9 protein-coding genes are annotated in these 14,790 nt (G+C 58.9%); 5 read left to right on the forward strand and 4 right to left on the reverse strand.

What is annotated here, in order from left to right:
• Window positions 1–54 precede the first annotated feature (54 nt).
• The 3 genes from arcA to VIL80_RS10270 all read right to left on the reverse strand — a co-directional run bounded on the left by arcA (window position 55) and on the right by VIL80_RS10270 (window position 4,171).
• The gene (gene arcA / locus VIL80_RS10260; protein WP_332036021.1) at window positions 55–1,323 is read right to left on the reverse strand and encodes an arginine deiminase; all 1,269 of its coding nucleotides are present in this window, start codon (window positions 1,321–1,323) and stop codon (window positions 55–57) included.
• 13 nt (window positions 1,324–1,336) lie between these two features.
• Window positions 1,337–2,770: a basic amino acid/polyamine antiporter gene (locus tag VIL80_RS10265; RefSeq protein ID WP_332036022.1), complete on the reverse strand. Its 1,434-nt coding sequence runs from the start codon at window positions 2,768–2,770 to the stop codon at window positions 1,337–1,339.
• A 108-nt stretch (window positions 2,771–2,878) separates the two neighbouring features.
• Entirely contained in the window at window positions 2,879–4,171 is a 1,293-nt protein-coding gene (locus VIL80_RS10270) for a lipopolysaccharide biosynthesis protein (RefSeq protein ID WP_332036023.1), read from the reverse strand.
• 255 nt (window positions 4,172–4,426) lie between these two features.
• Here VIL80_RS10270 and VIL80_RS10275 point away from each other — a divergent pair, with 255 nt between their 5' ends.
• The 5 genes from VIL80_RS10275 (at window position 4,427) to VIL80_RS10295 (ending at window position 13,501) form a co-directional block, all read left to right on the forward strand.
• On the forward strand, window positions 4,427–5,734 hold the full coding sequence (locus VIL80_RS10275; protein WP_332036024.1) for an efflux RND transporter periplasmic adaptor subunit: 1,308 nt from the start codon (window positions 4,427–4,429) through the stop codon (window positions 5,732–5,734).
• 39 nt (window positions 5,735–5,773) lie between these two features.
• Window positions 5,774–8,953 carry an efflux RND transporter permease subunit gene (locus tag VIL80_RS10280; protein WP_332036025.1) on the forward strand — a complete coding sequence of 1,060 codons (3,180 nt, stop codon included), beginning with the start codon at window positions 5,774–5,776 and terminating at the stop codon, window positions 8,951–8,953.
• A 72-nt stretch (window positions 8,954–9,025) separates the two neighbouring features.
• Window positions 9,026–9,646: an NUDIX hydrolase gene (locus VIL80_RS10285; RefSeq protein WP_332036026.1), complete on the forward strand. Its 621-nt coding sequence runs from the start codon at window positions 9,026–9,028 to the stop codon at window positions 9,644–9,646.
• A 72-nt stretch (window positions 9,647–9,718) separates the two neighbouring features.
• Window positions 9,719–11,527: an ABCB family ABC transporter ATP-binding protein/permease gene (locus VIL80_RS10290; RefSeq protein ID WP_332036027.1), complete on the forward strand. Its 1,809-nt coding sequence runs from the start codon at window positions 9,719–9,721 to the stop codon at window positions 11,525–11,527.
• A gap of 228 nt (window positions 11,528–11,755) precedes the next feature.
• On the forward strand, window positions 11,756–13,501 hold the full coding sequence (locus tag VIL80_RS10295) for a DUF8614 domain-containing protein (RefSeq protein ID WP_332036028.1): 1,746 nt from the start codon (window positions 11,756–11,758) through the stop codon (window positions 13,499–13,501).
• Between the two features lie 41 nt (window positions 13,502–13,542).
• Here VIL80_RS10295 and VIL80_RS10300 read toward each other — a convergent pair whose 3' ends face one another.
• Window positions 13,543–14,526, reverse strand: coding sequence for an integron integrase (locus VIL80_RS10300; protein WP_332036029.1), 984 nt, complete (start codon window positions 14,524–14,526; stop codon window positions 13,543–13,545).
• Window positions 14,527–14,790: the final 264 nt, after the last annotated feature.

The raw sequence follows: 14,790 nt of genomic DNA on the forward strand, positions 1-14,790 counted from the left end.
GACGCCGTCAGCTCGCCGCCGTTAACCCGGATAAAAAATCAGAAATCCATTTGTTCAGAAATCGACAGGGTCGCGCACGATCGGACAGGTCATGCAGTGACCGCCGCCGCGACCGCGCCCGAGTTCGGCGCCGACAATGGTGACGACTTCGATGCCTTCTTTGCGCAGCTGGGTATTGGTGTAGGTATTGCGGTCGTAGGCGAACACCACCCCGGGCTTTGCCGCCACCAGGTTGTTGCCGCTGTCCCACTGTTGCCGTTCCGACGCGTAGTGGTCGCCGCCGGTCTCGACCACGCGAATTTTCTTCAGGTGCAGTGCCTTGGCAACAACATCGACAAAGGGTTTCGTTTCCAAGGATACGTGCAGATTCTTTCCATTGTCGCCAGGGCGCAGAATCAACGAGTGGACGTGATTCATGATTTCGGGATACAGCGTGACCACGTCGCGGTCGGCAAAGGTAAACACCGTATCGAGATGCATCGCCGAGCGCAGTTTCGGCATCGCCGCCACAATCACCTGCTCTGCGGCTCCCTTCTCGAACAGTGCGGTGGCGAGTTGGGCAATGCCCTGGCGGGACGTGCGTTCGCTCATGCCGATCAGCACAATACCGTTGCCCACCGGCATCACATCGCCGCCTTCCACCGTGGCGAGGCCGAAGTTTTTGTCCGGGTCTCCCCACCAGACTTCAAATTTCTCCTTGGTAAACATCGGGTGAAACTTGTAGATGGCGGTGGTGAGGAAGGTCTCCTCCTTGCGCGCAGGCCAGTACAGTGGGTTCAGGGTGACGCCACCGTACAGCCAGCAGGTGGTGTCGCGGGTATAGAGTGTGTTTGGCAACGGTGGCAGCAGATATTCCGTTGCACCGTGGGCTTCGCGCGCCAGTTCCATGTAATCGGATTTCGAGAATTCATCCGGCAGATCGATGACCGACAGCCCGCCAATGAGATATTCGGCCAGTTCGCGCGGTTGCAGGCTTTCGAGGTAGGCGCGCGTGTCCTCCATCATGCCGAGCCCAACATTGTTGGGTGTCACCTTGCGGTCCAGTAGCCACTTGCGCGCTTCCGGAATCGCCACGGCCTCGGTCAGCAGGTTGTGCATCTCCACCACTTCGATGCCGAAGTCGCGCATTTTGTTCATGAAGTCGAAATGATCGCGCTTGGCATTCTGTACCCAGAGCACATCGTCAAACAGCAGGTCGTCGCAATTGGTCGGGGTCAGGCGGGTGTGTGCGAGACTGGGGGCGCACACCATGACCTTGCGCAGCTGTCCGACTTCGGAGTGCACGCCGAGCGTGGCGGTGGATTTCGACTTGGGAGTAGCCATGGGAAAACTCTCTCTAGAGAACGATGGCACCGGTGACAAGTGAATAGATACCGATGATGGCGCCGACCACGATGGCCGAAAACAGAATCAGTTCTTTGCTGGTGAACGTGCGCAGGTTCAATTCCCGCCGCGCCACAATGAACAGCAAGGTACCGGGAGCGAACAGGATACAGGCCAGCAGCACATACACTATCCCGCCCGCCAGTATCATGAAGAAGGTATACAGGGTGGCGATAATGCCGACAATCAGTTCGCGATTGCGCAGTCGTGCAGGATCGGATTCATACGTCTCGCGGGTGAACGCGAGCTTGAGTCCGTAACCGGCGACCAGCAGGTAGGGGATCAGCGTCATCGCACTGGTCAGCTCCAGCGTCAGGTCGAACGCGTAACGCGCGAAGATGGTGAGAATCAGGAAAATCTGCACCAGGCTGTTGGTCAGCCACAGGGCAGTGGATGGCACACCGTTCTGGTTTTCGCGCCCGAACACCTTGGGTACCAGGTCGTACTTGGAGGCGGTGAACAGTGCTTCCGCACACAGCAGCGTCCACGCCAGGTAGGCGCCGAGCACGGAAACGATCAACCCCGCACTCACGAACACCGCGCCCCAGGTGCCGACCACCGCCTGCAGTACACCTGCCATCGATGGCTGGCGCATTGCTGCGATTTCCGGGCGCAGCAGTACGCCGTAGGGCAGTAGCGTGACCAGGATCATCAGGCACAGCACGCCAATAAATCCCATCACCGTCGCCCAGCCCACGTCCGCGCGGTTCTTGGCGTAGCGTGAGAACACACTGGCACCTTCCACACCGATAAAGACAAACACCGTAACCAGCATGGTGCGGCGCACCTGGCTCATCACATCGGAAAAGTCGTAATCACCACCGCCCCAGAAATTGTCGACGAACAGATCTTTCTTGAACGCCATTGCCACGATGATGATGAACAGGATGATGGGGATGATTTTGGCAACGGTGACGATTCTGTTGATGGCTGCGGCCTGTTTCACCCCGCGCAGGATCATGAAGTGGATGGACCACAGGATCACGGAGGAAACCGCCACCGCGGGAATGGTATTGCCCTCGCCAAACGCCGGTATCGCCGCGCCAAGGGTGGACTTGATCAACACGAAATAGGTGGTGTTGCCGAGGCAACTGCCGGCCCAGAAACCGAAGGCGGCCATAAAGCCGATATAGTCGCCAAAGCCATCTTTGGGGTAAGTGAAGATACCGGCATCGAGATCCGGTTTGCGCACCGCCAGGGTCTGGAACACGAACGCCAGCATCAACATGCCGGTACCAGCAATTCCCCACGCGATCAGTGCGCCGAAGGGACCGGTGGCATTGGCAAAGGTGGCTGGCAGCGAAAAGATACCGGCGCCGACCATGGAGCCGACGACCATGCCCATCATGGTCGTGCGTGTCAGATGCTGTTGCGGTTCTGTGCTCATTGATATGCGGCCGATGGATAACTGCTTTCAGTGTAGTTCCCAAGGTGAATTTGGGCGCCGGACCCTTTCAATGCGATTTGTAATAAATTTCGCGCGTTATATAGCGGTTTATTTGCGCGCCGCTTCGGCGGCGCGAACCAGGCGATGGCTCACCACGGAGAAATAGCCGTAGAGCCCCACCATCGAGATCATGTAGGCAATGGCGGCGCCGGTTGCTTCAAGCGTTGGTACCAGAAACAGCAGCAACACGATCTGGGCCAGCGCGGCGAGTGCCAGTGCGGGAAAGATGATGCGGTTTTGCTTCTGGTGTTTGAGATAAATCGGTGCGACGCCCATGAGAACGGTGGCGGAGGTGGTGATTGCGAGAATGCGGAAGGCGGGGGTTCCCTCGCTGACGAAGTCAGGGTGAAAAAGACCGAGAATTTCCCGGGTGAAGGTCAGCGCGATAATCAGGAAAAGCCCCAGCGCCGGTAGCATCCACTGCAGGCGCTGGATGCGCAGGCGCTGAAGTGCGGCGTGATCGCCGGTTTCCAAAATGATCGACATTTCCCGCGCATACACACGGTTGGTGGCCGCCGCCAGTACCGCGGCGAGGCCCGCTGTGGACATGGCCGCCGCATAGGCACCGGTTGCCGCGGACGATGGCTGTAGCCAGTCGAGAAGGATAATAACCGTCTGCGCAATGATGCCCATGGAGAGGCGATAGAACCAGAAAGGGCTCGCCTCGCGCTGCCAGGAAACGTCAGCGTTCTCCACGGGCTGGATACCAGGCGATGCCGGCCATGCCTTCTTCACCCAATAAACCGCAAGCGCCAGCCCAAAGCACCAGGCAATCAGCCAGCACAGGATGCCCATGCCACCCGTTTGGGGGAACCCGGTGAGCAGCGCCACGCCGATAAACGCCAGCGTGAGTACGGGCACGATCAGATAGGTGACCGCTGCCGCGCGTACACAATCGCCGGTGGCGCTGATCACTGCGCAGAGGTAGTAGGTCAATGCGCCCAGCGGCAACGCGACCAGGCTGTAGTGGATGGCCTTCATGGCATCCGGTGAATACTCACGCATTTCCCGTGCCCACAGTAGCGTCAGTACCGCCACCACAACGGAGCCGATGATTAGGCGGGTTATGGAAAACACAAAATAGTGTGCCGCGTGGCCGTGATGCTGGCGGGCAAATTTTGCCGGCATCATTCTGATGGCATATTTGTCCAGTCCCTGTGAGGTGATGGCCAAGATCAGCAGGAATATCGCTACGGCCACCACATAGTTTTCGTACTCGTCCACAGACAGGTTGCGCGCCAGTATCAGGTTGATCAGGAAAATAACGCCGTGCCCGGTAAACGCGATGGCGGCCAACTTGCCGACTTCACTGAAATGTTCACGTCTGGAGGCGATTAACATCGTGTTTGACAACTGCCGGGTGCTGTTTGAGTGACGGGCGCGGGATCGTGTATATCCCGCGCCAAGTTTAGTCCGGCGCATCGCCGACACCGCCAAGCGCGAATATTTTCTATCGCGGTGGACGGTTGCCTTCGCAGCGGTTGCGCGCCCATCCGGTCTTTTGGCACACGCTTAGTCGCGCTATGCGGTTTCGCGAAGTGTGCCATCTATAGTTGAAGCATGAGTCGTAGTGCTAAAGGCTGTGTGTTTTAGCTGATGTCCAGATCCCATTCCTTATCGCCGCTCTCTGCTCTGTTCATTGCGGCGCTCACCTTTCTGTGTGTGAGTGCCTGCTCTGACAAGGGCGAAGACATGCCGGCACCCAAGCCGCCTCCGGTGGAAGTACTTGCGGTGCGCGCGCATCAGGTGATTCCCCGCTATGAGTATGTCGGCCGGGTCGAGGCTACCGACGAATTCAAGGTGCGGCCGCGGGTCGAGGGCTTTATCCAGAGCCGCAATTTTATCGAGGGGCAGATGGTGCAGCAGGGGGAGCTGCTCTATGTGATCGATCCGAGGCCATTTGTCTCTGCGCTGGAAAATCAGCGAGCGAATCTCGCCCAGGCGCAGTCTGCGCTGGTGATCGCCGAGCGCAATTTCCGTCGCGGAAGTGAACTGGTGCGCACCGGCGCCATCAGCAAGGTGCAAATGGATGAACTGGCCGGCACTTACGAAGCGGCCCAGTCGCAGATGGAGGCGATGAAAGCCAATGTCGATACCGCCGAACTCAACCTGAGTTTTACCCAGATCCGTGCGCCACTCACCGGCATCATCGGTCGCAGTCAGTTTACCGATGGCTCGCTGGTTGGGCCGAACTCCGATCCGCTGACGTCCATCGTGCGCATGGACCCGATCTTTGTGAATTTTGAAGTCCCGGAGCACCGTCTGTTCGTGGTGCAGGAAGAGGCGGCGCGACGCCGCCAGCAGGGGATTGCGCCGGAGCGACGGGAAGTGCGTATCAAACAGCCCAACGGGGAGCTCTATCCCCATCCCGGTATCATTGTGTTTGTCGACAATCAGATCGACCAGACCACTGGCTCGGCACTGGTGCGCGCGCGTTTCCCGAACCCGGAACACCTGCTGGTGCAGGGACAGTTTGCGCGGGTGGAAATCAGTGTTTTTTCCGGCAAGGATGCTATCAAACCACTGATCCCCCAGGCCTCGGTGCAGGAGGACATGCAGGGGCGCTTCGTGTATGTGGTCGATACCGAAAATATTGCGCACAAGCGCTATCTGGAACTGGGGCAGCGGGAAGGGGAGCTGTGGGCGGTGGAAAAGGGGCTCCAGCCGGGCGAGCGGCTTATCGTCAATGGTCTGCAGCGGGTCACTGCCGGTGAGCCAGTGACGCCACAGAACACCGCGTTGAACCCTTACGAGGGATTGAAAACCGTAACACCACCGGGCACGGCAAGACCGGTGATGGAGCTCCCCGATGGGGAGGTGCCGGAGGCGGGGCGGGAAAAATCCGGTGCCGACGATGAATCGACGCGGGACGGGGAGCCGGATGCGTACTTTGACGGCAAATAACCCCGGGCCGGCGGCGCACTCGCGAAGGACCGGTGGGCGATGATCAGCGCTACATTTATCCGTCGCCCGCGCTTTGCGTTGGTCATTTCGATCCTGATCAGCCTCGCGGGGATACTGACCCTGCCGCTGTTGCCGATCGCGCAGTTCCCAGACATCGCGCCGCCGACGGTCAGGGTGAGTGCGTCCTTCCCGGGTGCCAGTGCCGAAGTGATGCGTGACAGTGTGGCGATCCCCATCGAGTCACAGGTCAACGGGGTGGAGGGGATGCAGTACATGTCCTCCACCAGCAGCAACGATGGCACCTACAGCCTCACGGTCACCTTCGATAGCGGCTACGACGGGGATATCGCCCAGGTAAACGTGCAGAACCGGGTGCAGCAGGCCAGCCCGAGCCTGCCGGAGGAGGTGACCCGCAGTGGTGTGACGGTGGAAAAGCGGTCCAACACCATTCTGCTGGTGGTGAACCTGCTCTCCCCGGAGAACAAATTCGATACGCTGTTTCTCGCCAATTACGGTGAAATCTTTATCCGCGATGAGCTGGCGCGCCTCGATGGTGTCAGCGACGTGCAGATTCTCGGCGCCCAGGACTACTCCATGCGCCTGTGGCTCAACCCGGACAAAATGGCCGCGCTCGATATAACCGCTGGCGATGTGATTGCCGCGGTCCGCACGCAAAACCTGCAGGTGGCGGCTGGCAGTATCGGCGCACCGCCAATCCAGAAAGAGCAGCAGTTTCAATACAGCATCATCGCGCGCGGGCGTCTGGAAAGCCCTGAAGAGTTTTCCAATATCAGTATCCGTTCAAAGCCTGACGGCGCCATCGTGCGCCTGCGGGATATCGCGCGTATTGAACTCGGTAGCCTGAGTTACGCGGCCTTCGGGGAACTGGATAACAAGCCTTCCGCGGTGATTGCGGTATACCAGTTGCCCGATGCCAATGCCCTGAATGTCGCGGAAGCGGTGCGGGAGAAAATGGCGGAGCTCTCCAGGCGCTTCCCCGACGGGCTGGAAGCGGAAATCCTCTATGACACCACCGATTTTGTGCGCGCCTCCATCAAGGAAGTGGCGGAGACACTGGTGATTGCCCTGTTACTGGTGATTGTGGTGGTGTTTGTGTTCCTGCAGGACTGGCGCGCAACGCTGATTCCCGCGATTGCGATTCCGGTCTCACTGGTGGGCACCTTCGCGGTGATGTATGCGCTGGGTATGACGGTGAATACGGTGACCCTGTTCGCGCTGATTCTCGCCATCGGCATCGTGGTTGATGACGCCATCATCGTGGTGGAAAACACCCAGCGTTTATTGGGCGAGGGGCTGGCGCCACAGGAAGCGGCGATGGAGTCCATGCGCGAGGTGACCGGGCCAGTGGTCGCCACCACTGCAGTGCTGTTTGCGGTGTTTGTCCCGGTGATGTTGATGCCGGGGCTGACCGGGAAAATGTATCAGCAGTTTGCGCTCACTATTTCCATCTCTGTAATGATTTCGAGTATCAACGCCCTGACCCTGAGCCCCGCGCTCAGTGCGATTTTATTGCGTCCCGCCCGCGGAGAGGGCGAACAGGGCGAGAAACTGTCGGGGGTATTCGGATTCTTTAACCGCTTTCTGCGCCGCGCCACGCATCTGTATATTCGCATCGTGGATTTCTGCGTGCGGCGCCCACTTATCGGGCTGGCGTCGATTGCCGGTGCCGCCGGGTTGTGTGCGTGGCTGTTTACCGCAGTGCCTACCGGCTTTATCCCCGATGAGGACCAGGGCTTCTTCATGATGAATGTGCAGTTGCCCGATGGTGCATCGTTACAGCGCACGGTGAACGTGGTGGAGGGGCTGAGTGACAATATCCGCAAGCTCGACGGTGTGGCGCATGTGATGGCCGTGCCCGGCTTCAGCCTGCTGTCCGGTAGCCTCACATCGAATACCGCATTCATGATCGTGATACTGCACCCCTGGGAAGAGCGCACAACACCGGCACTGAACCAGTTTGCGATCCTCGGCAAGGTGCAGCAGCTGGGGGCTGCGGTGTCCGAAGCGCAGGTGCAGGCCTTTCCGGTGCCGGCGCTGCCGGGCCTGGGTACCATCGGCGGTTTCGAATTTATTCTGCAGGACCTGCAGGGGCGGCAAATTCAGGAGCTGGCGGCGGTGCTCTATGCGCTGCTGGGCGAAGCCAACCAGCGCCCGGAGATTGCGCGCGCCTTTACCACGTACCAGGCGTCGACGCCGCAGTTGCAGTTAAATGTGGACAAGGACAAGGCGCACATCCTGGGGCTGCAGTTGTCCGATGTGTATCTCACCCTGCAGACATACCTCGGCGGATTCTACGTCAACGATTTCAACCGCTTTGGCAAAATGTTCCGGGTGATGGCGCAGGCCGATGCACAGTTTCGCGATGACGAAGAGGATCTCAACGGCTTTTTCGTGCGCGCCAACAGCGGCGGCCTGGTGCCGGTCAGTTCGGTGGCTGAAGTGGTGCCGAGCATCGGTCCACAGACGGTGAATCGCTACAACCTCTACAACAGCATCAGTGTCAACGGCGTGCCGGCTCCGGGCTATTCCAGCGGCCAGGCGATGCGGGTCATGGAGGAACTGGGAGCGCAGTTGCCCGAGGGGTACAGCTACGAGTGGACCGGTTCCAGCCTGGAGGAAATCAGCGCCGGTTATGTGGCACCAATCCTGTTTTCGCTCGCGGTGCTGTTTGCCTACCTGTTTCTGGTCGCCCAGTACGAGAGCTGGGCGATTCCCATTGCGGTACTGCTGGCGATACCCATTGCCATTGGCGGCGGTCTGCTGGCGTGCTGGCTGATGGGGCATGAAAACAACCTCTACACCCAGATTGGCATGGTGCTGCTGATTGCGATGGCGGCGAAGACCGCGATTCTGATGGTGGAATTCGCCATGCTGCAGCGGGATCAGGGCAAATCGGTGCGGGAGTCCGCACTGGAGGCCACACGCCTGCGCTTTCGTGCGGTGCTGATGACGGCACTGTCGTTTGTGCTGGGCATTTTTCCGCTGGTCATCGCCACCGGCGCCGGCGCCGCCAGCCGGGTTTCTCTCGGCCTCGCGGTGTTCGGTGGCATGGTTGCTGCAAGTATCCTGTCGACGTTCCTGATACCGATTTACTACGCGCTGGTGCAGTCCGTGCGGGAGAAAGTGAAGGGTGGCCATAAACCCAAGCACCGGGGTGAGGGCGGGGCGCGAACCTCCTCCCCGGAACCGCAGGGGTGAGGACGATCCGCAATCGGGGTATAGTTTCAGAAGTTTCGTGAGCACCACCAGTGCAGGAAACGGTGCCAGAGTATGACAACGATGTTGAATATCATTGAACGCCGGTTTGCCGCAGTGAAGGATGAATTGCAGGCAAAAGTGCCCCGCGGGCCCGATTTACACGGGCACGCGGCGGTATTGCTGGCGCTGACCGACGAGCCGGACCCGCAGGTCATTCTGACGCTGCGCTCCCAACAGCTCTCCAGCCACTCCGGCGAAGTCTCGCTGCCCGGTGGGCGCTGGGATGAAACCGACCCTTCCCTCGAGTTCACGGCGCTGCGGGAAACCCACGAGGAAATCGGCTTGCCCGCGGACCAGGTGCGGGTTCTCGGGCCCCTGTGGACCAGAAATACCCGCTGGCAGGTGGCGGTCACCCCCTGGCTCGGGGTCGTCTCACCGGACGCAGCGCTAACGCCCAATCCCGGTGAGCTGGACGCCATCTTCCGGGTACCGCTGTCTTACTTCTTCGATGACCCGCGTATCCGCACCGATCGCATCACCATCGACCAGCGCCGTATCTACCTCCCGGCCTACGAATACGAAGGCTACGAAATCTGGGGCTTTACCGCCGGGGTGCTGACGGAGTTCCTGGTGCGGGTGCTGGATGCGCCCATCGGGCGACGGGACGACGTGCCGGTCAGAGCCCTCAGTTGATCGTTGGGGTCGCTTTAGGCAGTTCGGGCACGGGCTCCGCTATACTGCGCGCCTGAATTGCCGAGATTGATCATGCCGAGACCCAAGTCCGCCGTCGCTCTGGAAGATGTCCACTGGAGCGCGCTGAAAACCCTGTTCCCCTACCTGTTGGAATTCAAGCGCCCGGTGCTGCTGGCGCTGTTGTGCCTGGTCGGCGCCAAGGCCGCCAGCGTTGGCCTGCCATTTCTGCTCAAACATATCGTCGATGATCTCGACCGCGCCGGTGGCACTGCCGCGGCCGTAGCTTTGCCGTTGGGACTGCTGCTCGCCTACGGCTTTGTGCGCCTGTCCTCGGTACTGTTTGGCGAGCTGCGCGATACCATTTTCGGCCGTGTGACCGAGCGCGCGCAGCGTCGCGTCGGGCTCGAAGTCTTTCAGCACCTGCATCGCCTGGACCTGGATTTCCACCTCAACCGCCGCACCGGCGGGCTGTCGCGGGATATCGAGCGCGGCAACTCCGGCATCGGTTTCCTGATGCGTTTCATGGTGTTCAACATCGTGCCCACCCTGGTGGAAATCCTGATGGTGGTGGGGCTGCTGTGGTGGAACTACAGTGCCGCGTTCGCGCTGCTGGTGCTGGGTGCGGTGGCGGCCTATATCAGCTTCTCCGTGATCGCCACGGAGTGGCGCACGCGCTATGTGCGCGAGCTCAACCAGGCGGAATCCCAGAGCAGCAGCCGCGCGGTGGACAGCCTGCTGAACTACGAAACCGTGAAGTATTTCGGCAATGAAAGGCACGAGGCCAGTCACTACGATCGCGAACTGGAAGCTTGGGAACAGGCGCGCCGAAAAAATCGCCTGTCACTGTTTGGGCTGAACGCGGGCCAGGCTTTCATCATCGCCGCCGCCATGTGTGGTGCCATGGTGATGGCCGCAGTCAACGTCACTAAGGGCACCATGACCATCGGTGACTTTGTGCTGATCAACGCCGTGATGATGCAGATTTTTATCCCGCTCAACTTCCTCGGTTTCGTGTATCGCGAGATGAAAGGCGCACTGGCGAACATCGAGAAAATGTTCTCCATTCTCGAGGTGAAGCCGGCGATCGAAGACGCGCAGGCCGCGGGTGGTCTCGCCGTGGCGCAGGGCAGTATCGAATTCCGCGATGTGCATTTCGGCTACAACCGCGACCGGGAAATCCTGCGGGGCGTCAGCTTTACCGTGGCACCGAAGCAGAAAGTTGCGATTGTCGGCGCCAGCGGCGCCGGCAAGTCCACATTGTTCAAACTGCTGTTCCGCTTTTACGACGTCAACCAGGGCAGCATTCTGGTAGATGGCCAGGACATCCGCGAGGTCACTCAGGATTCCCTGCGCGGCGCCATCGGCGTGGTGCCCCAGGATACGGTGCTGTTCAACCAGTCCATTCTGGAGAACGTGCGCTACGGTCGCGTGGATGCCAGCGATGCCGAAGTGATGGAGGCGATCCGCCACGCGCAGCTGGACAATTTCATCCAGCAGTTGCCAGAGGGGGCGGACACCATGGTGGGCGAGCGCGGCCTGAAATTGTCCGGTGGCGAAAAACAGCGGGTGGCCATCGCCCGTGCGCTGCTCAAGCACCCGCCAATCATGGTATTCGACGAAGCCACCTCCAGCCTCGACAGTCATTCCGAGCAGGGCATTCTGCGTGCATTGCAGGAAATTTCCCGCGAACAGACCACGCTGGTGATCGCGCACCGCTTGTCCACAGTGGTGGATGCGGACCAGATACTGGTCATGGACCAGGGGCGTGTGGTGGAGCAGGGCAGCCACAGCGAGCTGATTGCTGCCGACGGCCACTACGCTGAGCTGTGGCGAATGCAGCAGCGGGAGCGTGCACTGGATGCGGAAGCGCTGGCGCAGTAATAATTGTGTAGCCGGATTTATGGCGTGAATAGTATTTTTGTTTCTTTATCGCGCCACGTATTTTCCTGCAGTTGCCCATAATTGCAGCCGAATATCCGGCCCGGCGCACTGGGTTGCCGCCATGGCTGGACATAACTCGGGGCCACATTTAATGTGGCGCGCAAGGCGCTGCGCCTCTCATACAGAGTGCCTGGCCTCCTTCAAATAAAATTACAGGCAGGAATCAGAATGAAATCTGCAAATCGTATTGCATCGTTTGCCGCCTCCGCGCTGGCACTCGCCATCTTCGCCGGCTGCTCTTCTGACGAAAAATCCACCAGCAAACCGGAAGTCTCCACCGCGGCCGAAACCGCCGTGGTCCAACCCAAGGCTGATGCCAAGTCTCCCAGCGCTGGCCCGCAGACCGGTGCCATCGCCAAGGGCGTGGACCCATCGCGCTTCAATATTTATGCGCCGGTGGAGCTGAATGCGGATCTCTCCTCCCTGTCGGATAACCAGCGCCAACTGATCGGTAAACTGATCGACGCCAGCAAAATCATGGACCAGCTGTTCTGGCTGCAATCCTATGGTCCCGCGCAGGAACTGCTGAGCGGTATCGATGACAGCGCCGCGCGCAAATTCGCCGATATCAACTATGGTCCTTGGGATCGCCTGAACGACAACAAGCCGTTCATTGAAGGCTATGGCGACAAGCCGCTGGGTGCGGAGTTCTACCCCGAGGACATGACCAAGCAGGAATTCGAGGCCTGGAAGCAACCGGGCAAAGACGGCCAGTACTCTCTGGTACGCCGCGGTAGTAACGGCAAGCTCGAGCTGCTGCCCTACCACCAGGCCTACAAAGCGGAGCTGGAAAAGGCTGCCGCCCTGCTGCGCGAAGCATCCGCACTGGCAGAAGATGCCGAATTCGCCGCTTACCTGAACCTGCGTGCCGACGCGCTGACCAGTGACCAGTTCCGCGACAGTGATATGGCGTGGATGGACATGAAGAACAACCGCATCGACGTGGTAATCGGCCCGATCGAAAACTACGAAGACCAGTTGTTTGCCTACCGCACCGCCTATGAAGCCTATGTACTGCTGAAAGACATGGCGTGGAGCGAGAAACTGGCCAAGTTCGCCGCGTTCCTGCCGGAACTGCAGCGTGGCCTGCCGGTGGATGACAAGTACAAGGCAGAAACGCCTGGAACCGATTCCGACCTGAACGCCTACGACGTGCTCTACTACGCGGGCCACAGCAACGCCGGCTCCAAGACCATCGCCATCAACCTGCCAAACGATGAAGAGGTGCAGCTGGAAAAAGGCACCCGTCGCCTGCAGCTGAAAAATGCGATGCGCGCGAAGTTCGACCAGATCATGGTACCGATCAGCGCACAGCTGATTGCGGAAGACCAGCGCAAGCACATCACCTTTGATGCGTTCTTTGCCAACACCATGTTCCACGAAGTCGCCCACGGCCTCGGTATCAAGAAAACCGTTACCGACGGTGCGAACGTTCGCCAGGCGCTGAAGGAAACCTCCTCCGCGCTGGAAGAGGGCAAGGCGGATATCCTCGGCCTGTACATGATCACCAAACTGCACGAAAAGGGTGAACTGGCAGACGGCGAGTTGATGGACAACTACGTCACCTTCCTCGCCGGTATTTTCCGCAGCGTACGCTTCGGTGCCGCCAGTGCCCATGGCAAGGCGAACATGATGCGCTTCAATTTCTTCAAAAACGAAGGCGCCTTTACCCGCGATGAAGCCACTGGCCAGTACAGTGTCGACTTCGAAAAAATGCAGGCGGCCATGACCAAGCTGTCCAACCTGATCCTGACCGTGCAGGGTGATGGCAACTACACCAAGGCGGTGGAACTGCTGGACGGTATGGGCGTGATCAGCCCTGAACTGCAGTCCGACCTGGATCGCCTGGCCGACGCGGACATTCCGGTGGATGTGACATTCATCCAGGGTAAGGAAGTCCTGGGTATCAAATAAGCAGGATATTTTGCTTGATACTGCGCTGAGTCGTTCGCGACTCAGCGCAGATAATCGAGTGGACTGATCGCGCCGTCTTTGTGTTTTCCAATAACGTGGGTATAAATCATCGTCGTACTCACATCCCTGTGGCCGAGTAACTCCTGTATATCCCGAATACTGGTTCCCGCGGCAAGAAGATTGGTCGCAAATGAATGACGGAATGTATGGCAACTCGCCAATTTTGCAACCCCCGCCTGTTTGATCGCCCTGCGTACCGCGCGACGTATCTGCTGTTCCCGCATATGGTGCCTGCGCACCACTTGGGTAATCGGGCACAAAGCGCGATTTTGCGCGGGAAACACATAAAGCCATTCAATAGCTGAGTCTGGATCAGAAGAGGATCGCCTGCCCGGCGCATAAATAGTGCCAAAACCCTCCTCAAGGTCGCGCCGGTACAGCGCTGTCGCCATTTCGACCTGCGACTTAAGCGAAGCAAGCAATGATTCCGGCAAAAGAGTATTGCGCCACTTCTCGCCCTTGGATTCCCGCACTATTAGCGAACGACGGTCAAAGTCCAGATCGCGGACCCGTAATCTCGCAGCCTCCATCACACGCAAACCCGACCCATACATCAGCGAAGCAGCGAGCGATGCGGGGCCAGACATCAATGACAAGACTCGCGTGGCCTCCTCATGGCTGAACACCTCCGGTAACTTACGCCCTTTTTTCGCGCGGCTGAACTGTAGCGGCTCAATATCCAGCCGCAAAAACTGACGATAAAGAAACACCACAGCATTCAGTGCAATCTTCTGGGTGTTTACCGACACGGAACGATCGCAGACGAGATGCGATAGCCATTGGTCGATTTGCGTAGCCCCCAGGCACTCTGGCCTTTGCATTCCGTGGAATCGAATGAAATCCCGAATCCAGTGGCAGTAACTATCTTCGGTCCGGTAGGCCAACCTTTTTGCCCGCATAAAAGCGCGCAATCGATCCATGAACCGCACCGGCGGGGCAGGAATAGAGCGGGGTAAATATTCCACAGGCACCTCCTTTGCTGGTTGTCCATACAGTATTGTGCATACTTCAGTCACTTTGCCAATTACAAACGATTACACTGCCCATTAACTTGGGAGATCCGAGAAAATTTTAATTTTTTGTTTATTAATCAAAGCGTTATGTAGGTTTGGTCGCATTGGGGATAGTGGGCAGGGTGATCAGTTTTCCTGACACCAATAAGGACATAAGATTGGCGGGAATCTTGACGCCGCGCGGGCTGGAGGCGCATTCTTGGGGCAAATAATCAA

It is taken from the genome of Microbulbifer sp. (assembly GCF_036563125.1).
Lineage (GTDB): Bacteria > Pseudomonadota > Gammaproteobacteria > Pseudomonadales > Cellvibrionaceae > Microbulbifer.

Excerpts from the sequence above, each read along its gene's own strand:
- arcA (WP_332036021.1), bottom strand. The coding sequence starts at position 1,323 with ATGGCTACTCCCAAGTCGAAATCCACCGCCACGCTCGGCGTGCACTCC.
- VIL80_RS10265 (WP_332036022.1), bottom strand. The coding sequence starts at position 2,770 with ATGAGCACAGAACCGCAACAGCATCTGACACGCACGACCATGATGGGC.
- VIL80_RS10270 (WP_332036023.1), bottom strand. The coding sequence starts at position 4,171 with ATGTTAATCGCCTCCAGACGTGAACATTTCAGTGAAGTCGGCAAGTTG.
- VIL80_RS10275 (WP_332036024.1), top strand. The coding sequence starts at position 4,427 with ATGTCCAGATCCCATTCCTTATCGCCGCTCTCTGCTCTGTTCATTGCG.
- VIL80_RS10280 (WP_332036025.1), top strand. The coding sequence starts at position 5,774 with ATGATCAGCGCTACATTTATCCGTCGCCCGCGCTTTGCGTTGGTCATT.
- VIL80_RS10285 (WP_332036026.1), top strand. The coding sequence starts at position 9,026 with ATGACAACGATGTTGAATATCATTGAACGCCGGTTTGCCGCAGTGAAG.
- VIL80_RS10290 (WP_332036027.1), top strand. The coding sequence starts at position 9,719 with ATGCCGAGACCCAAGTCCGCCGTCGCTCTGGAAGATGTCCACTGGAGC.
- VIL80_RS10295 (WP_332036028.1), top strand. The coding sequence starts at position 11,756 with ATGAAATCTGCAAATCGTATTGCATCGTTTGCCGCCTCCGCGCTGGCA.